Annotated in this window: 19 protein-coding genes; 15 read left to right on the forward strand and 4 right to left on the reverse strand. The window is 69.2% G+C overall.

The genetic code is table 11. The features are described from left to right. Positions 1 to 40: 40 nt before the first annotated feature. The 9 genes from argS (at position 41) to prmC (ending at position 11,202) form a co-directional block, all read left to right on the forward strand. On the forward strand, positions 41 to 1,705 hold the full coding sequence (gene argS, locus VF106_RS40210) for an arginine--tRNA ligase (RefSeq protein WP_330845261.1): 1,665 nt from the start codon (positions 41 to 43) through the stop codon (positions 1,703 to 1,705). Between the two features lie 4 nt (positions 1,706 to 1,709). Then, positions 1,710 to 3,146 (forward strand): diaminopimelate decarboxylase, encoded by a 1,437-nt coding sequence (gene lysA, locus VF106_RS40215; protein WP_330845262.1) that lies wholly within the window; start codon positions 1,710 to 1,712, stop codon positions 3,144 to 3,146. Continuing rightward, a complete protein-coding gene (locus tag VF106_RS40220; protein ID WP_330845263.1) occupies positions 3,143 to 4,435 on the forward strand; it encodes a homoserine dehydrogenase in 1,293 nt (430 codons plus the stop codon). The genes lysA and VF106_RS40220 overlap by 4 nt, the downstream gene beginning before the upstream one ends. Beyond that, positions 4,432 to 5,514, forward strand: a complete 1,083-nt coding sequence (gene thrC / locus VF106_RS40225; protein ID WP_330845264.1) for a threonine synthase — start codon at positions 4,432 to 4,434, stop codon at positions 5,512 to 5,514. The genes VF106_RS40220 and thrC overlap by 4 nt, the downstream gene beginning before the upstream one ends. After that, the gene (thrB, locus tag VF106_RS40230) at positions 5,511 to 6,395 is read left to right on the forward strand and encodes a homoserine kinase (RefSeq protein WP_330845265.1); all 885 of its coding nucleotides are present in this window, start codon (positions 5,511 to 5,513) and stop codon (positions 6,393 to 6,395) included. Before thrC ends, thrB begins: the two co-directional genes overlap by 4 nt. Positions 6,396 to 6,736: 341 nt before the next feature. Beyond that, complete coding sequence (gene rho, locus VF106_RS40235; RefSeq protein WP_330845266.1) at positions 6,737 to 8,704, forward strand: transcription termination factor Rho; 1,968 nt, start codon at positions 6,737 to 6,739, stop codon at positions 8,702 to 8,704. Between the two features lie 177 nt (positions 8,705 to 8,881). Further along, positions 8,882 to 9,103 carry a 50S ribosomal protein L31 gene (gene rpmE / locus VF106_RS40240; protein WP_330845267.1) on the forward strand — a complete coding sequence of 74 codons (222 nt, stop codon included), beginning with the start codon at positions 8,882 to 8,884 and terminating at the stop codon, positions 9,101 to 9,103. Between the two features lie 177 nt (positions 9,104 to 9,280). Continuing rightward, positions 9,281 to 10,360, forward strand: coding sequence for a peptide chain release factor 1 (prfA, locus tag VF106_RS40245; protein WP_330845268.1), 1,080 nt, complete (start codon positions 9,281 to 9,283; stop codon positions 10,358 to 10,360). Then, positions 10,357 to 11,202 (forward strand): peptide chain release factor N(5)-glutamine methyltransferase, encoded by an 846-nt coding sequence (gene prmC / locus VF106_RS40250; RefSeq protein ID WP_330845269.1) that lies wholly within the window; start codon positions 10,357 to 10,359, stop codon positions 11,200 to 11,202. Before prfA ends, prmC begins: the two co-directional genes overlap by 4 nt. Before the next feature lie 2 nt (positions 11,203 to 11,204). Here the strand turns inward: prmC and VF106_RS40255 are convergent, their stop codons facing one another. Continuing rightward, the gene (locus tag VF106_RS40255) at positions 11,205 to 11,852 is read right to left on the reverse strand and encodes an L-threonylcarbamoyladenylate synthase (RefSeq protein WP_330845270.1); all 648 of its coding nucleotides are present in this window, start codon (positions 11,850 to 11,852) and stop codon (positions 11,205 to 11,207) included. A 123-nt stretch (positions 11,853 to 11,975) separates the two neighbouring features. Continuing rightward, positions 11,976 to 12,344, reverse strand: coding sequence for a VOC family protein (locus VF106_RS40260; RefSeq protein WP_330845271.1), 369 nt, complete (start codon positions 12,342 to 12,344; stop codon positions 11,976 to 11,978). A gap of 63 nt (positions 12,345 to 12,407) precedes the next feature. On the opposite strand from VF106_RS40260, the gene VF106_RS40265 reads away from it, so the two are divergent. Further along, the gene (locus tag VF106_RS40265) at positions 12,408 to 12,860 is read left to right on the forward strand and encodes a MarR family winged helix-turn-helix transcriptional regulator (RefSeq protein ID WP_330845272.1); all 453 of its coding nucleotides are present in this window, start codon (positions 12,408 to 12,410) and stop codon (positions 12,858 to 12,860) included. Between the two features lie 118 nt (positions 12,861 to 12,978). Here VF106_RS40265 and VF106_RS40270 read toward each other — a convergent pair whose 3' ends face one another. Then, the gene (locus VF106_RS40270) at positions 12,979 to 13,800 is read right to left on the reverse strand and encodes a tetratricopeptide repeat protein (protein ID WP_330845273.1); all 822 of its coding nucleotides are present in this window, start codon (positions 13,798 to 13,800) and stop codon (positions 12,979 to 12,981) included. Between the two features lie 66 nt (positions 13,801 to 13,866). Between VF106_RS40270 and VF106_RS40275 the strand changes: the two genes are divergently transcribed. Continuing rightward, positions 13,867 to 14,493, forward strand: coding sequence for a serine/threonine kinase C-terminal domain-containing protein (locus tag VF106_RS40275; RefSeq protein WP_330845274.1), 627 nt, complete (start codon positions 13,867 to 13,869; stop codon positions 14,491 to 14,493). 4 nt (positions 14,494 to 14,497) lie between these two features. Here the strand turns inward: VF106_RS40275 and ppk2 are convergent, their stop codons facing one another. After that, a complete protein-coding gene (ppk2, locus tag VF106_RS40280; RefSeq protein ID WP_330845275.1) occupies positions 14,498 to 15,280 on the reverse strand; it encodes a polyphosphate kinase 2 in 783 nt (260 codons plus the stop codon). A 69-nt stretch (positions 15,281 to 15,349) separates the two neighbouring features. Between ppk2 and glyA the strand changes: the two genes are divergently transcribed. The 4 genes from glyA to VF106_RS40300 form a co-directional block, all read left to right on the forward strand. Beyond that, the gene (glyA, locus tag VF106_RS40285) at positions 15,350 to 16,609 is read left to right on the forward strand and encodes a serine hydroxymethyltransferase (protein WP_330845276.1); all 1,260 of its coding nucleotides are present in this window, start codon (positions 15,350 to 15,352) and stop codon (positions 16,607 to 16,609) included. A 54-nt stretch (positions 16,610 to 16,663) separates the two neighbouring features. Then, entirely contained in the window at positions 16,664 to 17,761 is a 1,098-nt protein-coding gene (locus VF106_RS40290; RefSeq protein ID WP_330845279.1) for a glycosyltransferase family 4 protein, read from the forward strand. Positions 17,762 to 17,827: 66 nt separating this feature from the next. After that, positions 17,828 to 18,271: a Cg1360 family ATP-synthase-associated protein gene (locus VF106_RS40295; RefSeq protein WP_524535871.1), complete on the forward strand. Its 444-nt coding sequence runs from the start codon at positions 17,828 to 17,830 to the stop codon at positions 18,269 to 18,271. A gap of 222 nt (positions 18,272 to 18,493) precedes the next feature. Further along, a partial coding sequence (locus VF106_RS40300) for a F0F1 ATP synthase subunit A (protein WP_330845278.1) occupies positions 18,494 to 19,206 on the forward strand: 713 nt, incomplete at its 3' end.

A 19,206-nucleotide genomic window follows, 5' to 3' on the forward strand; every position in this document is an offset into this window, starting at 1 on the left:
GACTCTATCGGGTGAGCACCTGCTACCTAGACTTCCCGGGGTGACTCCCGCTGCACTTGCCGACCTGGTCCGCGCCGTCGCGGTGGACGTGTTGACCAGCCGTGACCTCGACACCGCCGCTCTGCCGCCCGCCGTCACGGTCGAGCGACCGCGTAACCCCGAGCACGGCGACTACGCGACGAACCTCGCGCTGCAGGTGGCGAAGAAGGTCGGCGTCGCGCCGCGTGACCTGGCCGGCTGGCTGGTCGAGGCACTCGGCGGGCGGGACGGCGTCGCGGCGGCCGAGGTCGCCGGGCCGGGGTTCATCAACCTGCGGATCGCCGCGGACGCGCAGGGCGACATCGTCCGCCAGGTGCTCACCCAGGGTGAGACGTACGGCCACGGCGACTCGCTGGCCGGCAAGAAGATCAACCTGGAGTTCGTCTCGGCCAACCCGACCGGCCCGCTGCACCTGGGTGGCACCCGGTGGGCGGCGGCAGGCGACGCGCTGGGCCGCGTGCTCGCCGCGCAGGGCGGCGCGGTCGCCCGTGAGTACTACTTCAACGACGCCGGCGCCCAGATCGACCGGTTCGTCCGGTCGCTGATCGCGGCGGCCAAGGGGGAGGCGCCGCCGGAGGACGGCTACGCGGGCACCTACCTGTCGGATGTCGCGGCCGAGGTGCTGCGCAAGGAGCCGAGCGCGCTGTCGCTGCCGGCCGACGAGAGCGCCGAGGTGTTCCGCAAGATCGGCGTCAACATCATGTTCGACGAGATCAAGCAGGACCTGCACAACTTCCGCACCGACTTCGACGTGTACTTCCACGAGGACTCGCTGCACAGGTCCGGCGCGGTGGAGGAGCTGGTCGAGCAGCTCAAGGCCAAGGGGCACCTGTACTTCGAGGACAACGCGTGGTGGCTGCGCACCACCGAGTTCGGTGACGACAAGGACCGCGTGGTCATCAAGAGCGACGGCCGGCCCGCCTACATCGCCGGCGACATCGCCTACTTCCGCGACAAGCGGCAGCGCGGGTTCGACCTGTGCATCTACATGCTGGGCGCGGACCACCACGGCTACATCGCCCGGCTCAAGGCGGCCGCCGCCGCGCTCGAGGACGATCCGGACACCGTCGAGGTCCTCATCGGGCAGATGGTGAACCTGGTCAGCAACGGCAGGCCGGTGCGGATGAGCAAGCGGGCCGGCACGATCGTGACGATGAACGACCTCGTCGACGCGGTCGGCGTGGACGCGGCGCGCTACGCGCTCGTCCGGTCCTCGGTGGACTCCACGATCGACATCGACATCGACCTGTGGACCAAGCGCACCAACGACAACCCGGTGCACTACGTGCGGTACGCCCACGCCCGGCTGTCCTCGATCATCCGCAACGCGGTGGACCTCGGCATGACGGTGCCGACCGCGGACACCGAGCTGGATCTCGGCCTGCTCACCCATCCGCGTGAGGGCGACCTGATCAGGACCGTCGGCGAGTACCCGGAGGTCCTGCGCAAGGCGGCCGAGCTGCGTGAGCCGCACCGGATCGCCCGCTACCTCGAGGAACTGGCCGGCGCCTACCACAAGTTCAACGAACAGTGTCGCGTGCTGCCGATGGGTGACGAGGAGGTCGGCCCGCTGCACACGGTACGGCTCGCGCTGTGCGCGGCGACCCGTCAGCTGCTGGCCAACGGCCTCGGCCTGCTTGGCGTCGACGCCCCGGAAAGGATGTAGGCCAATGCGTGCGCATCCCGCCGGACCCAGGCACGCGGAAGTCCTTCTGCCCAGCAACACCGCAGGGCTGCGACCGTCCACACCGGACGAGTTGGACCAGCTGCTGCCGGAGATCTGGCCTCGCAACGCTGCCAGGGGCGAGGAGGGTGTGGTCCGGCTCGCCGGTGTCGACGTCCGGGAGCTGGCCCGCGAGTTCGGCACGCCGCTGTTCGTGGTGGACGAGGACGACTTCCGGTCCCGCTGCCGCGACCACGCGCGCGCGTTCGGCGACCCGGCGCTCGTGCACTACGCGGCGAAGGCGTTCCTGTCCGTGCAGATCGCGAAGTGGGTGGCCGAGGAGGGCCTCTCGCTGGACGTGTGCAGTGGTGGCGAGCTCGCGATCGCGTTGCGGGCGGACTTCCCGCCCGAGCGGATCACCTTGCACGGCAACAACAAGTCGGTCGACGAACTCACCGACGCGGTCGAGGCCGGGGTCGGCGCCGTGGTGCTCGACTCGTTCTTCGAGATCGCCAGGCTCGACCGGATCGCCCGCGACCGCGGCGTGGTGCAGCCGGTGCTGGTGCGGGTGACCGTCGGGGTCGAGGCACACACCCACGAGTACATCGCGACCGCGCACGAGGACCAGAAGTTCGGCTTCTCCCTGGCCGGCGGCGCCGCGGCGGAGGCGGTGCGGCGGGTCCTGCGCTCGCCGGGGCTGCGGCTGACCGGCCTGCACAGCCACATCGGCTCGCAGATCTTCGACGCCAACGCGTTCGAACTGTCCGCGCACCGCGTGATCGGGCTGCTCGCCGACCTGCACAAGGAACACGGCGAGGACGCCATGTCCTCGGTGTCCATCGTGGACCTCGGGGGTGGCCTCGGCATCGCGTACACGGCCGAGGACGACCCGCCGCCGCCCGGCTGGCTCGCCGAGCAGCTCCGCACCATCGTGGCCAAGGAGTCCGAGCACGCCGGCCTCGAGATGCCGAAGATCGCGGTCGAGCCGGGCCGCGCGATCGTCGGGCCCGGCACGGTCACGCTGTACGAGGTGGGTACCACCAAGGACGTCGAGCTGGGCCACGGGTCCTCGCGGCGGTACGTCAGCGTGGACGGTGGCATGAGCGACAACATCCGCACCGCGCTGTACGACGCGTTGTACGACTGCCGGCTGGTGTCGCGGTCCAGCGGCGAGGGGGAGCGGGGCACGGCGGCCACGCTGTCCCGGGTGGTCGGCAAGCACTGCGAGTCCGGCGACGTGGTCGTGCGGGACTGCTGGCTGCCGGAGAACCTCACGCCGGGCGACCTGATCGCGGTCGCCGCCACCGGCGCCTACTGCTACGCGATGGCCAGCTCCTACAACCGGTTGGCCCGCCCGGCGGTCGTCGCGGTCCGCGACGGCGAGGCCAGGCTGCTGCTGCGCCGCGAGACCCTCGATGACCTGTTGCGTCTGGAGGTCCAATGAGCAAGGAGGGGCGACCGCCCATCCGGGTGGCGATGCTCGGCTGTGGAACCGTTGGCACACAGGTGATGCGGCTCCTCCACGAGCAGGCGGACGACCTGGCCGCGCGCGTCGGCGCCTCGGTCGAGCTGACCGGGGTCGCCGTGCGCAGGCCCAACCGCCACCCGGACATCCCGCCGCACCTGCTCACCACCGACGCCGAGGCACTCGTCGCGTCCGATGTGGACATCGTGGTGGAGGTCGTCGGCGGCATCGACCCAGTCCGCTCATTGCTGCTTTCCGCTCTGCGTAACGGAAAGTCCGTCGTCACCGCCAACAAGGCGCTGCTCGCCGAGCACGCGGCCGACCTGTTCGCCGCCGCAGACTCCGCCGGCAGCGACCTGTACTTCGAGGCCGCCGTGGCCGGCGCCATCCCGCTCGTGCGCCCGCTGCGTGAGTCGCTCGCCGGCGACCGGATCATCCGCGTGATGGGAATCGTCAACGGCACCACCAACTTCATCCTGTCCGCCATGGACGCCACAGGCGCGAGCTACGCGGAGACACTCGACGAGGCGTCCCGGCTCGGTTACGCGGAGGCGGACCCGACCGCCGACGTGGACGGCTACGACGCCGCGTCCAAGGCGGCCATCCTCGCCTCGATCGCCTTCCACACCAGGGTGACGGCGGCCGACGTGTACCGCGAGGGCATCTCGGCGGTCACCCCCGCGGACATCGCGGCGGCGAAAACCCTTGGCAGGACGATAAAACTGCTCGCCATCTGCGAACGGATCAACGGTAGCGTCGCGGTGCGCGTGCACCCGGCGATGATCCCGCGCAGCCACCCGCTCGCGAGCGTGGGCGGCGCGTACAACGCGGTGTTCGTCGAGGCCGAGGCGGCCGGCTCGCTCATGTTCTACGGCCAGGGCGCCGGTGGCGCGCCGACGGCGAGCGCGGTGCTCGGTGACCTCGTCGCGGTGGCACGCAACAAGGTCAGCGGGGGTCGCGGGCCGGGGGAGTCCTCGTACGCCGCGCTGCCGGTCCAGCCGGTCTCGCAGGTGAACACGCGCTACCACGTCAGCCTCGACGTGGCCGACCGCGCCGGCGTGCTGTCCGCGGTGGCGTCGGTGTTCGCCGAGCACGACGTGAGCATCGCCGCCGTCCGCCAGCAGGGCCGCGGCACCGACGCGAGCCTGGTGATAGTCACGCACTACGCGCCGGACGAGGCGCTACGGTCCACAGTGGAGAAGGTGGCCGGCCTACCGGTGGTGCGCGAGGTCGCCAGCGTGATGCGGGTTGAAGGAGAGGAACCATGACCCCCCAAGCTTCTCTCGGGATACGGCCCGGTTGGCCGGGCGTCATCGCGGCCTACGCCGACCGGATCGAACTGCCGGACGGTGCGCGCCCGGTGACGCTGCACGAGGGCGGCACGCCGCTCGTCGAGGCGCCACACCTGTCCGAGCTGGCCGGCTGCCAGGTCTACCTCAAGGTCGAGGGCGCCAACCCGACCGGCTCGTTCAAGGACCGCGGCATGTCCGTCGCGATGACGTACGCGCTGGCGTCCGGCGTGGCCGGGGTGATCTGCGCGTCCACCGGCAACACGTCCGCCTCGGCCGCCGCCTACGCCGCCCGCGCCGGTCTGACCTGTGCGGTCCTCATCCCGCGCGGCAAGATCGCGAAGGGCAAGCTCGCGCAGGCGGTCGTCTACGGCGCGCGGATCCTCCAGATCGACGGCAACTTCGACGACTGCCTCGAACTCGCCCGCAAGACCGCGTCCGAGTACCCGATCGAGCTGGTCAACTCGGTCAACCCGGTCCGTCTCGTCGGCCAGCAGAGCGCGGCGTGGGAGATCTGCGACGTGCTCGGCCGCACCCCGGACATCCACTGCCTGCCCGTCGGCAACGCCGGCAACATCACCGCGTACTGGGCCGGCTACCGGTCGTACGCGCGGGACGGTGTCGTGGGCTCGCTGCCGAGGATGTTCGGTTTCCAGGCCGCGGGCGCCGCACCGCTCGTGCTCGGCGAGCCCGTGCTCGACCCGGACACCATCGCGACCGCCATCCGCATCGGCAACCCGGCCTCGTGGGCAGGCGCGATCGGTGCCCGCGACGAGTCCGACGGGCTCATCGACGCGGTCACCGACGAGCAGATCCTGGCCGCATACCACCTACTCGCCCGTAAAGAAGGCGTGTTCGTCGAGCCCGCGTCCGCCACGAGCGTCGCCGGCCTGCTCGCCGCCACCGCGGATGGCCGCATCCCCGCGGGCTCGCTCGTCGTCTGCACGCTCACCGGGCACGGCCTGAAGGACCCGGACACGGTCCTGAGCGAGATGGACGAGGTCAAACCGATCCCGGTCGAGCCCCACGCCGTGGCCGCCGCACTAGAGCTGGCATGAACTTGCGAGTAAAGGTGCCGGCGTCCACCGCGAACCTCGGCCCCGGCTTCGACGCGCTCGGCATGGCGCTCGCCATGTACGACACGGTCGAGGTGTCCGTGACCGACGGGGACACCCACGTCGAGGTCACCGGTGAGGGCGCGGGCCAGGTGCCGACGGACGACTCGCACCTCGTGGTCCTCGCGTTGCGGGCCGCCGCCGACTCACTCGGCGTGTCGCTACCTGGCGTGCTGCTCCGGTGTCACAACACGATCCCGCACGCCCGTGGGCTCGGCTCGTCGGCGGCGGCGATCGTCGCCGGTGTGGCGGCCGGCTACGGGCTCGCCGGAAAACCCCTGGACGAGCACGCCCTGCAGCTCGCGGCCGAGTTCGAGGGACACGCCGACAACGCGGCCGCGTCGCTGTACGGTGGGCTCGTCCTCGCCTGGACGGAAGGATCCCGTTACCGCGCGGTTCGGCTCGAACCGCACCCGGACGTGTCGCCGGTCGTGCTCGTACCCGACACGCTTTCGGCGACCTCGGTCACACGCGGATTGCTTCCCGACAACATTCCGCACACCGACGCGGCGTTCGCGGCAGGGCGATGTGCCCTCGCCGTGCACGCGCTCACCGCGCGGCCGGACCTGTTGCTCCCCGCGACCGAGGACCGGCTGCACCAGGACTATCGCGAGAGCGCGTGGCCACAGACCATGCGAATAGTGCGTGAACTTCGGGAAAACGGTGTGCCCGCAATGGTTTCCGGCGCCGGACCGACGGTTTTCTCACTCCCGGCGCGCGGCGTGTTGCCCGCCGGGATCGACACGACGGGGTTCGTCGCACGGCCGTTGCCGGTCGACCTGACGGGCGTCGAAGTCCAGGTGGACGGAACAAACAGCAGGTAGCTGACGTTGTCTCGGTTAGCCACGCCGGCACCCCGGTTGTTGCACCCGGACAGGTGTGCGTCTACCCTCAGGGGCGTTCAGTCACCGCGCGTACGGGCGCCCGGTGTCGTTCCCGAGGTTTTCTTTCCTCGGGTCGCATCTTCCGTTCAGTCGGCGGCTCGGCCCAATCCTTTTGGCCGGAGTCGACGATGACGGATACCGAAAGTCCCTAGGCTGCGGTGAACAGGAACAGCTCCGCGTTGGCGAGGCCGCGGGGCACGCCGCGTCGATATCGACGAACGGCGGTCCGCTGGTTCACGGGTCCACCTCAGGAGGCGGGGACCTGGTCAGGAAGGACATGAGTGAGCAACACTGATCTGCTGGGCAGTGAGACTGCCAATGGCACGGTCGCCGACGCCAATGCGGCCGAAAGCACAGCGCGTACAAGCGCTAACGGGGGAACGAAGCGCCGCGCCGGTCTCACCGGCATGGTGCTGGCGGAGCTTCGGGAGCTCGCCGGCCAGCTCGGCATCACCGGAACAGCCGGGATGCGCAAGGGCGACCTCATCGCTGCCATCAAGGAGCGGCAGTCCGGCGGTGCGGCCAAACCAGCCTCCGCGGCCGACACGCTGCCCCTCGGCATCGAGGACGCTCCGAAGAAGGCCGCGCCGAAGGCCCGTGCCGCGGAGCCGAAGAGCGAGCCCGCGGAGCAGCCCGAGGTCACGGAGGAGGGCGGTCGTCGCGAAGGCACCCGTCGTCGCCGTACCGCGGGCCGTGCCGCAGGCGCACCCGAGCAGGACGCCAAGCCACGCACCGACGAGCGCGCCCCCGCGCCCGAGGAGAAGCCGGCCGAGAAGCGCGAGGAGCGCCCCGGCCGCGGCAGCGACCGCAACGGTCGCAACAACGACCGGAGCGACCGGAACGACCGGAACGATCGCGGCGACCGGAGCGACCGGAGCGACCGTGGCGATCGCAACGACCGCGGTGACCGCAACGACCGCGGTGGTCGGGGTGACCAGCAGCAACAGCGCAACACCGGTCGCACCGACTCGAGTGGTCCGTCGGACGACGACGATGACGAGGACGGTGGGCGCCGCAGGGGCCGCCGGTTCCGTGACCGTCGCCGCCGTGGTGGCGGCACCAGCAGCGGTGGCCGTGGTGACAGCCCGGACACCGAGGTGCGCGACGACGACGTCCTGCTGCCCGTCGCGGGCGTGCTGGACGTGCTGGAGAACTACGCGTTCGTGCGTACGTCCGGCTACCTGGCCGGCCCGAACGACGTGTACGTCTCGCTGTCGCTGGTCCGCAAGTACGGCCTGCGTCGTGGCGACGCGATCACCGGCATGGTGCGCCAGCCACGTGAGGGCGAGCAGCAGCGGCAGAAGTTCAACCCGCTGGTGCGCGTCGAGACGATCAACGGGTTGGACCCGGACCAGGCCAGGAACCGGCCCGAGTTCACCAAGCTGACGCCGCTGTACCCGAACGAGCGCCTGCGCCTCGAGACCGAGTCGCACGTTCTCACCACCCGCGTCATCGACCTGGTGATGCCGGTCGGCAAGGGGCAGCGCGCACTGATCGTGTCGCCGCCGAAGGCCGGTAAGACGTCTGTGCTGCAGGCGATCGCCAACGCGATCACCACGAACAACCCCGAGTGCTACCTGATGGTCGTGCTCGTGGACGAGCGGCCGGAAGAAGTCACCGACATGCAGCGGTCGGTGAAGGGTGAGGTCATCGCCTCGACCTTCGACCGCCCGCCGGGCGACCACACCACGGTGGCCGAGCTGTCGATCGAACGGGCGAAGCGTCTGGTCGAGATGGGCCACGACGTGGTCGTGCTGCTTGACTCGATCACCCGTCTGGGTCGTGCCTACAACCTGGCGGCCCCGGCGTCCGGCCGGATCCTGTCCGGTGGTGTCGACTCGACGGCGCTGTACCCGCCGAAGCGGTTCCTGGGTGCGGCGCGCAACATCGAGGACGGCGGCTCGCTGACCATCTTCGCGACCTCCCTGGTCGAGACCGGGTCCGCGGGCGACACGGTGATCTTCGAGGAGTTCAAGGGCACGGGTAACGCCGAGCTCATCCTCGACCGCAAGATCGCCGACAAGCGCACGTTCCCGGCGGTCAACGTCGACGCGTCCGGCACTCGCAAGGAGGAGCTGCTTCTCCCGCCGGACGAGCTGGCCGTCACGGTCAAGCTGCGGCGCGTGCTGCACGCGCTGGACAACCAGCAGGCCATCGACCTGCTGCTGACCCAGCTGCGCAAGACCCGCACCAACATCGAGTTCCTGATGCAGGTGGCGAAGAACACACCGTCGGTCAACGACGACTGAGTTCGCCCAACTGTTCCCTGCCGGCTCTTCCTGAGCCGGCAGGGCGCCTGGAATAGGCGCTGGCCGGGGCGTGTTGAACCCCCTGCCAGCCCATCTGGCAAACTGTTAGGTCGAGTCCGGCTCCGGTTCACCCCTGTTCGTCGGGGACCCGGCGGCCACCGAGAAAGGGCAAGATCTGTGAAGACCGGTATCCACCCCGAGTACGTCGTGACCGAGGTCGTCTGCGGTTGTGGGAACACGTTCACCACGCGCAGCACCAAGAAGTCGGGCAGCATCCACGTTGAGGTCTGCTCGAACTGCCACCCGTTCTACACGGGCAAGCAGAAGATCCTCGACACCGGCGGCCGGGTCGCGCGCTTCGAGGCCCGCTACGGCAAGCGGGAGAAGAAGGCCAAGTAGCTTTCGGTACGGCGCTCGTGCGAGGGCGAGGTGTGTCCGCGGAAGCGCGGACCGCGTCGCCCTCGCTGTTATGTTGGGGGGCCGAGCCCCCCATGCCCCCGCGGTGCGAGCTCCTGGCGACCCAGCTTGGCTGCGTGTCGTTTGGACCAGCGTCCGTGAGCAAAGGAGATCCGCGTCATGGACGCGTCATCGCTCGGTGAGCTGCTCGGCGAGTACGACGACCTCGAGAAGTCGCTCGCCGATCCCGCCGTGCACGGCGACCAGGCCCGCGCCCGCAAGCTGGGCCGTCGCTACGCCGAGCTGACCCCGATCGTCCGCACGCTCCGTGAGCTGGAGACCGCCCGCGACGACCTCGCCGCCGCCCGCGAGCTGGCCGCCGAGGACTCGACGTTCGCCGAGGAGGCCAGGACGCTCGAGGAGCAGGTCCCGGCTCTCGAGGACAAGCTGACCGAGCTGCTGCTGCCGAGGGACCCCCACGACGGCGACGACCTCATTCTGGAGATCAAGTCGGGCGAGGGCGGCGACGAGTCGGCGCTGTTCGCGGGTGACCTGCTGCGCATGTACCTGCGCTACGCGGAGAAGCACGGCTGGCAGGCGGAGGTGCTGGACGGCACCGAGACGGAGCTGGGCGGCTACAAGGACGCCACCGTCACCATTCGCTCGCGCACCCCGGTGGCCGACGGCGTCTGGTCCCGCCTGAAGTTCGAGGGCGGCGTGCACCGGGTCCAGCGTGTGCCGGCGACGGAGTCGCAGGGCCGGATCCACACGTCGGCGGCCGGCGTGCTGGTGTACCCGGACGTGCAGGACGCCGTGGAGGACGTGGAGATCCCGGAGAAGGACCTCCGCGTGGACGTGTTCCGGTCCTCGGGCAAGGGTGGACAGAGCGTCAACACGACGGACTCGGCCGTGCGCATCACCCACCTGCCGACGGGGATCGTCGTCTCCTGCCAGAACGAGCGCAGTCAGTTGCAGAACAAGACCCGGGCGATGCAGGTCCTGCGTGCCCGTCTGGCCGCCCAGGCTGAGGAGGAGGCCGCGAAACAGGCGGCCGACGCGCGGCGCAGCCAGATCCGCACGGTCGACCGCTCCGAGCGGGTGCGTACGTACAACTTCCCGGAGAACCGGATCTCGGACCACCGGGTCAACTACAAGGCGTACAACCTGGACCAGGTGCTGAACGGCGACCTGGACGGCGTGCTGAACGCACTGGCCACAGCGGACCGCGACGAACGACTCGCCGCCCACCAGAGCGCGTGACCGAGGTTCCGCGGCCACTACGAGTGGTGATCGTCGAGGCGACGCGGGTCCTCGCCGACGCGGGCGTGCCGTCGCCGAGGGTCGACGCCGAACTGATCGCGGCACACGTGCTCGACACCGACCGCGGCAAGCTGCTGATGACTCCGCTGGTGGACCGCGAGGTGGTCGAGGCCATCACCGACATGGTCCATCAGCGCGCGAAACGCGTTCCGCTGCAACACCTGCTGGGCTGGGCCGCGATGGGTGAGGTCACCGTCGAGGTGGGGCCTGGCGTGTTCGTGCCCCGTCCGGAGACCGAGTTGCTGCTGGACTGGGGCCTGCGTTTCCTGAATGGCCGCCCGTCGCCCGTGGTGGTGGACCTGTGCACGGGAACCGGCGCACTGGCACTGGCCGTCGCAACGGCCCGTCCTGACGCCACCGTCCACGCGGTGGAGGTCGACCCGAACGCCCTGGCGTGGGCTCGCCGCAACCTGGGCGAGACGGCCGTACACCTCCATGCTGGCGACGTGACCGAGCCGCACCTGCTGGCGATGCTCGACGCCAAGGTCGACCTGGTGCTGTGCAACCCGCCGTACGTCCCGGAAGGCACCGAGGTCCCACCGGAGGTGGGGGAGCACGACCCGCACCAGGCGGTGTTCTCGGGCGCGGACGGTCTGACCGTGATCAAGCACGTCGTGCACCTGGCCGCCCGCCTACTGCGGCCGGGAGGCACGGTGGGGATCGAACACGACGACACACAGGGCGAGTCGGTTCCCGCGCTGCTGGCCGCGGTTCTGACCACTGTGGAGGATCACCGGGACCTGGCAGGCCGTCCCCGTTTCGCGACGGCACAACGCAGCTGACCTCAGCGCGTGCGTACCTCTTCGCCGATCACCTCGGAGATCGCCGCCAGGGAAACGGCCCCTTCACGCAGCACGATGGGCTCCTGACCGGACAGGTCCACGATCGTCGAGGGAACAGGATCCCCGGAGGGCCCCCCGTCCAGGTAGATCGACACGGAGTCACCCAGCTGTGTCCGTGCCTCCTCGGCGGTCGCGGCGGGTGGCTGACCGGACACGTTGGCGCTGGACACCGCCATGGGCCCGACTTCCCGCAGCAGCTCGATGGCGACCGGGTGCAGCGGCATGCGCAACATCACCGTGCCGCCGCTCTGCCCGAGATCCCACGCCAACGAGGGCGCGTGCGGCAACACGATCGACACGTCCCCCGGCCAGAAAGCCTCGACGAGCAACCGAGCGGTCCTCGGCACGGACAGGACGAGCCCGTCGATGGTCGACCAGGAGCCGACGAGCACCCCGACCGGCATGTCCGGCCCACGGTTCTTGGCCGCGAGCAACGACCGCACCGCGGACGCGGAGAACGCGTCCGCCCCGATGCCGTAGACGGTGTCGGTGGGAATCACGACGAGCCGCCCAGCACGCACCGCACTAGCAGCGGCCGCCAACCCGTCCTCACGATCCGGCGAACGCGAGCAGTCGTACACCACACTCACAGCGCCGAACTCTAGCCACCGCCACGACCGCACGTGTTCACGGGCTCACGTGTACCCGCAAACGCGACTCGCGGGGGCCGGACGCGCGACTCGCGAAGGTGATCGTCCGTGGCGTTTCGCCTGTCAGCCGCGGTCGTGGAGGGTGATCTGGTAGCCGTCGGGGTCGGCGAAGGTGAATGTCCGACCGAAGGGGCCGTCGATCGGTGCGGAGACGATGGTGTGACCGTCGGCGACCAGAGCATCGTGAATGGCTTGGACGTCTGTGGCGTGGAGCCAGATCGCGGCACCGATGCCCGGCTGGCCAGCGGATGCGAGATCGGTGCCGGGAACGATGTCGCGGAGCGCGAACGCGATCGGCTTCGTCTCGAAGACGACGGCGTGCGGAGGTCCGGTCCGCGAGCGGACGAGGCCGAGGTACTGCTCGTAGAACGCCTGCGAAGCGTCGAGGTCGCGCGCTTGGAGCGAGACAAAGTCGGGGCCGGTGGCGGGCATGATGATGTTCCCTTCCTGTGTGTCAGTCTTCTGACACGTGGCAATCTATGTCAGAATACTGACATGAGTCAAGACGGTGTCGACCTGAAGACGTCACTGGGCTACCTGCTGAAAGAGGCGTCGAGCGCCCTGCGTGCAGCCATGGAGGAGGTGCTGCGGCCACTCGGGATGAGCGTGACGCACTACTCCTGCCTCGAGCTGCTGGCTCAACGACCGGGCTTGTCGAACTCCGAGCTCGCGCGGGGCGCGTTCGTGACCCGGCAGACGATGAACGTGCTGCTCCAGGCCCTGGAACGAGACGGCTACGTGACCAGGCCAGTGGAGGCACCCGTCGGAAAGGTTCTTCCCACGCGGCTCACGCCTCGCGGCCGACGGAGCCTCGAGAAGGCGACCGTGGCGGTCCGGTCCGTCGAGGTCAGAATGCTGGCCGGCATGACCGAGACCGAGCAGTCAGACGCGGTCCGGATCCTGCGGAGCATGATCCATTCCCTGCGCGACGGCAACGACGGTGCATAGCCCGTTCCCGGCGCACGTCTCGTCGCGCTCGGACAGGAGTGCAGCCGAGTGTGAAAATGCGTGCGGGCGACCTCGAAACCGACGGACCCCGACAACACCTCTTCTGCGGTGAGCCTGGTCAGATGCCTGGTTTGACTATCTCGGGGGCCATCTCGTCGGCGTGGCGGCGCCAGTTCTGGCGGCGGAAGCGGTGGACGATGCCGTACAGGAGGGCTGAGCCGGCGAGGGCGCCCACGAACACGAGCATGAGGTTGTGCAGCAGGCCGCCGGCGACCACGGTCATCAACCCCAGCGCCACGGTCAGTACGGCCAGGCTCACCGCGATGCCTTCCGGGGACCACGTCCACCGGCGGCCGGCGGCCACCTCCGCGAGCAACTGCGAAGCTCCGCGCTCCAGCTCCTCGTCCCCGGTCCTCAGCGCGAGAATCCGCCGGCCGGCGTCCTCGCACAGGCGTAACTGCTCCTCGCTGGTGATCACCAGCACGTCCTCCGCGGTGCGGGACCGGCACTGCTCTGCGGCCGAGTACCAGGCACTGGCCAGGTAGAACCGCAACATCGGATCGTCCGGACGGTCCGCGACGAGCAGCTCGAGGTCGGCGACCGCCCCGGCGGCGTTGCCCCGCCCGATCTGTACCTGCGCGAGCCCGAGCTGGGCGAGCAACGCGCCGAGCCCGCCGGTACGCAGTGCCGCACGGTAGTGCTCCTCGGCGGCCTTCCAGCCCCCGCGGGCGAGGTAAACGTCACCAATCCCCACCCGATCGAGTGGATCCACACTCAGACTGCTGGCTGCCTCGAACTCAGCGAGCGCCTCGTCCAGCCGCCCGGCGAGCAGCGCTGACCTGCCGCGACGCGTGTGCAGCCGAGCTTGCGACCGGTCCATTGGCCGGCCGTCCGGCAGGAATCGCCATTTGACGATCACGTCCTGCCACGCACGAAGCATTGGATCACCTCGGCGGGCACGTTACTCTCAGTAGGCCCGTGTCGTGGGGTTGTCGAGGTGAATCAGGTGGGGAGCGTCCGATCGCTCAGCTCGCGGTGGGTCGCGTGGGCCTTCGCCGCGACCTACCTGGTCGTGGCTGTTGCCGTGGGCACGGTGCTCCTGGCGGCCCCCCAGACGAACGTGAACGACGCCGGCAACCCCGCGACGTACCTCTCCGACGACACGGTGCCGTCCCCGGACGCGACGGTCAAGCCCGCACCAGCGGGATTCCAGTGGGTGGAGGGCCCGGAAGGGATGGAGACGGTCATCCCGGACGAATGGAGCTCCGTGTCCGCCGGTGCGCCGGGGGCCATGCGGGCCGTCGATCCCTCCGACCCGGGCCGGATCGTCGGTTTCGGTGGCGCCAAGGCGGATTCGCAGGACCTCGTCGGCGTGCACGTGGCCTACGAGGAACGCTTCGCCGACCGCACCACCAACTACCGCAGGCTCGGACTGAACAGCGCCACCTACGCCGGCCACAAGGCCGTGGAGTGGGAGTTCCTGCACAACGACGGCCGAGGGGTGCAGCGCGTGCACGCCCTGTACTGGCTCGTGGGCGACGTGGAGTACTTCATCTTCGCGTCCGCCCCGACCGAGCAGTGGTCCCGGATGGAGCCCGTCTACGACGCGATGGTGGCGAACTCCACTCCGTGACCTTTCAGAACCGTTCTGGGACGTAACGCATCGACTTCTTCGGCGGGCGTTGGTAGTCCGGGTCCACCGGCCCGCGCGGCGGCAGCTCCAGCACCGGCGGATCCACTTCGTGGTAGGGAATCCGCGACAGCAGGTGGGAGATGCAGTTCAGGCGCGCGCGTTTCTTCGAGTCCGCCTCCACCACCCACCACGGTGAGTCCTCGACGTCGGTGTGCGCGAACATCACGTCCTTGGCCTTGGAGTAGTCGAACCAGCGGCGCCGGGCCTCCAGGTCCATCGGTGAGATCTTCCACCGCTTCGTCCGGTCGTGCATACGTTCCTGGAACCGGCGCTCCTGCTCCTCGTCCGACACCGAGAACCAGTACTTCACCAGGATCAGCCCGGACCGGATGAGCATCCGCTCGAACTCCGGCGCGGAGTGGAGGAACTCCTGGTACTCGGCCTCGGTGCAGAAGCCCATCACGTGCTCGACCCCGGCGCGGTTGTACCAGGACCGGTCGAAGAGGACGATCTCGCCGGCCGCCGGCAGGTGCCCGACGTACCGCTGGAAGTACCACTGGCTCTTCTCCCGCTCGGTCGGCGTCCCGAGCGCGGCGACCCGGCACACGCGGGGGTTGAGCGGCTCGGTGATCCGTTTGATCGCCCCGCCCTTGCCCGCGGCGTCGCGGCCCTCGAACAGCACTGCCACCCGCAGGCCCTGTGCCTTGACCCAGTCCTGCAGCTTGACCAGCTCGAGATGCAGCTCGGCCAACGCCGCCTCATAGTCGGCCTTGTTCAGCTTGGTCACCCAGAAACGGTAACCCCGGTCGCGGTAACCTGGCGCCGCATACTCACCACGAGGAGAGAAGCAGTAGGGGTGAACACGCCGTTCTGGGGCCCGGACTTCGACGCGTTGGCCAGCACGGATCCCGAGATCGCCGGCGTCGTGCTCGGTGAGCTGGACCGTCTTCGCGGTGGCCTGCAGTTGATCGCCAGCGAGAACCTCACCAGCCCGGCCGTGCTCGCCGCGCTCGGTTCGACGCTGTCCAACAAGTACGCGGAGGGTTACCCCGGCAAGCGCTACTACGGCGGCTGCGAGCAGGTGGACGTCGCCGAGGAGATCGGCATCGCGCGCGCCAGGGAGCTGTTCGGCGCCGAGCACGCCAACCTGCAGCCGCACTCGGGTGCGAGCGCCAACCTCGCCGCCTATGCCGCGTTCTGCGAGCCCGGCGACGTCGTCCTCGCGATGGACCTCAAGCAGGGCGGGCACCTCACACACGGCTCGAAGGTCAACTTCTCGGGACGCTGGTTCGAGGCGGTGCCCTACGGCGTGCGGCAGGACACCGAGCTCATCGACTACGACCAGGTGCGTGACCTGGCGCTGACCCACCAGCCCCGCATGATCATCGCCGGCGCCACGGCCTACCCGAGGCTGATCGACTTCTCGGCGTTCCGGGCCATCGCGGACGAGGTCGGCGCGATCCTGATGGTCGACGCCGCCCACTTCATCGGGCTGGTCGCCGGCAAGGTGATCCCGTCGCCGGTGCCGTTCGCCGACGTCGTCACGTTCACCACGCACAAGGTCCTGCGCGGCCCGCGCGGCGGCATGATCCTCTGCCGCGCCGAGCACGCCAAGGCCATCGACAAGGCCGTGTTCCCGTTCAGCCAGGGCGGCCCGCTCATGCACGCCGTCGCGGCGAAGGCCGTCGCGCTGCGTGAGGCCGCGAGCATCGAGTACCAGGGCTACGCCACCCAGGTCGTCGCCAACGCCGCCACGCTCGCCAAGGGCCTCGAGGCCGAGGGCATGCGGGTGGTCTCCGGCGGCACCGACACCCACCTCGCGTTGCTCGACGTCAGGCCGTTGGATGTCACCGGCGCCGAGGCCGAGCGCCGGTGCGGGGCGGCGAGCATCTCGCTCAACAAGAACGCGATCCCGTTCGACCCGGCGCCGCCGGCCGTCGCGTCCGGGATCCGCATCGGGTCACCGAGCGTGACCACGCAGGGCATGACCGAGCCGGAGATGGCGGAGATCGCCCGCCTGATCGGCCGCGCCGTCCGGGAGCCGGACGCCGCGCGGCAGGTCGCGGAAGCCGTCCGCAGGCTCACCGCCTCGAACCCCGCGTACCCCCGGGACTGAGCTGTGGACCTGGCACAGAACTTCCAGCCCGCCGGCCTTCCGATCCGGGAGTACATGCTGGTCGGGCTCACCGCGGCGGTGCTGACGTTCCTCGCAACCGGCCCGGTCCGGCGGCTTGCGATCCGGTGGGGCGCGGTCGCCCACCCAAGGCAGCGCGACGTGCACACGGTGCCCATCCCCAGGATGGGCGGCCTCGCCATGTATGTCGGGGTGTGCGGCGGCATGCTGCTCGCCCACCAACTTCCGGTGCTGCGCCGCGCGTTCGACTACTCGCTCGATCCGACCGCGATCCTGCTCGGCGGCGGGCTGATCGTCTTGATCGGGATGCTCGACGACCGGTACGAGCTGGACTCGATCACCAAGCTCGCCGGTCAGACGACGTGTGCGGGCATCCTCGTGCTGCTCGGCCTGCAGTGGATCATCCTGTGGGTGCCGTGGGGCGGCGCCGGGGCGGCGACGGGCTCGCTGCTCGTCCTCGACCAGAACCAGGGCGCGATCCTCACGGTGCTGCTAGTGGTCACCATGGTCAACGCGATGAACTTCATCGACGGGCTCGACGGGCTCGCGGCAGGCGTCGGGCTCATCTCCGCCGTCGCGACCTGCGCGTTCTCGCTCCACCTGCTGGACCAGCAGGGCGGCGACGTCATCTACTACCCGCCGGCGCTGATCGCCGCGACCCTCGCCGGCGCGTGCCTCGGCTTCCTGCCGCACAACTTCCAGCCGGCCAAGATCTTCATGGGTGACTCCGGCTCGATGCTGATGGGCCTGATGATGGCGGGGGCCACCACCTCCGCGTCCGGACGGGTGCAGACGATGAACGGCGCCGAGACGATCGCGTTGCTCTCGCCGCTGCTCGTGGTGGCCGCGGTGCTGTTCCTGCCGGTCCTTGACCTGCTGATGGCCGTGGTCCGGCGCACCCGCAAGGGCCTTTCGCCGTTCCACGCGGACAAGATGCACCTGCACCACCGGCTGCTGGAGATCGGTCACTCACAGCGGCGTGCCGTGCTGTTGATCTACCTGTGGGCCGCGGTGCTGTCGTTCGGCACGGTCGCGCTGAGCCTGTTCGACGCGTTCGCGGTGGTATGGGGGATCGGCATCGGCCTCCTGATCGCACTGATCGTGTCGGTCGTACCTAGACTCAGGGCGAGATGACCGACCGGAGCTTGCGGAGCGAACATCATTTCTGAGAACACCGAACCCACGGCGGCTGACCTGGGCATCGTCACCGACCAGCCGAAGACCCACGGCGAGGCCGTCACCCGGCTCGCCGACGCCATGCTCCACTACGCCCTGTGGCCGGCCGTGGGCACAGCGTTGGTCGGGATAGTCGTGTCGAGCGTGCTGTTCGGCGTGAGTGGCGGGGTGTCGGCGCTCATCGGCGGTGCCGTCGCGTTCGCGTCGTCCCTGGCCACGTGGTGGCTGATGCGGAAGACGGCGTCTCTGAACCCGATGATGGTGATGACCGGCGCCCTCGGCGGTTTCGTCGGCAAGATGATCGTGCTGCTGCTGGCGCTGATGGTGCTGCGGGAGATCACCTGGCTGCACACGGAGTCGCTGGCCTACACGATGCTGGCGGTTGTGATCGTCTGGGCGGCCATGGACACGGTGGCATTCCGTCGCACAAAGCTGCCGACCTTGATCGTCACCACCGATGACCAGTAGATCTTGCCTAGCTACGAGCGGTAAGTAGTACGCGCGTCCTTCTTGCCGAAGAGCGGCTGATATGGTGCGCGCATAGTGCTTCACAAGCTCTGGGGCACCCCCTTCGGGAGCAGGGTGGTGCCACTGCCAGGTGCCCAGAGTTGCTGAGGTACGTTTAGTCCTGATCGTGACGATTCCCCCGGCGGCCGTGTCTGCCGGCCGGGAGAACCGGAAGGAGCCCAGTTGCGGGCGCTGTGGCTAGCACAGGGTGGCGAGTTCGTTCCGCCGGGCGCGGGTGACTTCGATCTCCCGCCGATTTTCTTGGGCATCACCAAGCCGATGCTGCTTGCGGTGCTCTCCGTCGCCATTGTCATGGTGTTCTTCCTGATGGCATCGCGGCGGCTCAAGGTAGTGCCGACCAAGTTCACGTTCATCGCCGAGTCGGTATACGACTTCGGGCGGAACAACATCGCGCGTGAGCTCATCGGTTCGAAAGATTTCGCGCCGTATGTACCGCTGATTGTCACAATGTTCACCTTCGTTCTGGTGAACAACATCTTCGGCATTATTCCGATCGTTCAGTTCCCGACCTTCGCGCACATCGGGTTCCCGCTGGCACTGTCCCTCTTCATCGTGTACCCGCTGTGGCACTACGTCGGCATCCGCAAGCACGGGTTCTTCGGGCACATCAAGCACCAGCTCGTGCCTCCGGGCGTGCCGAAGCCGGTGCTCCTGCTGCTCGTGCCGGTCGAGGCGTTCGTGAAGTTCTTCATGAACCCCCTCACGCACGCGATCCGAGTTTTCGCGGCGATGTTCGCCGGCCACCTGATCCTGCTGGTGTTCACCCTCGCCGGCGAATACCTGTTGCTGGAGGCGGGCGGTGCCCTCAAAGGGGTGTCGGTCGTTTCCTGGGCCTTCGCCATCGCGATGACGTTCGTCGAGGCGCTGATCCAGGT

This window comes from Actinophytocola sp. (assembly GCF_036378875.1).
Classification (GTDB): domain Bacteria; phylum Actinomycetota; class Actinomycetes; order Mycobacteriales; family Pseudonocardiaceae; genus Actinophytocola.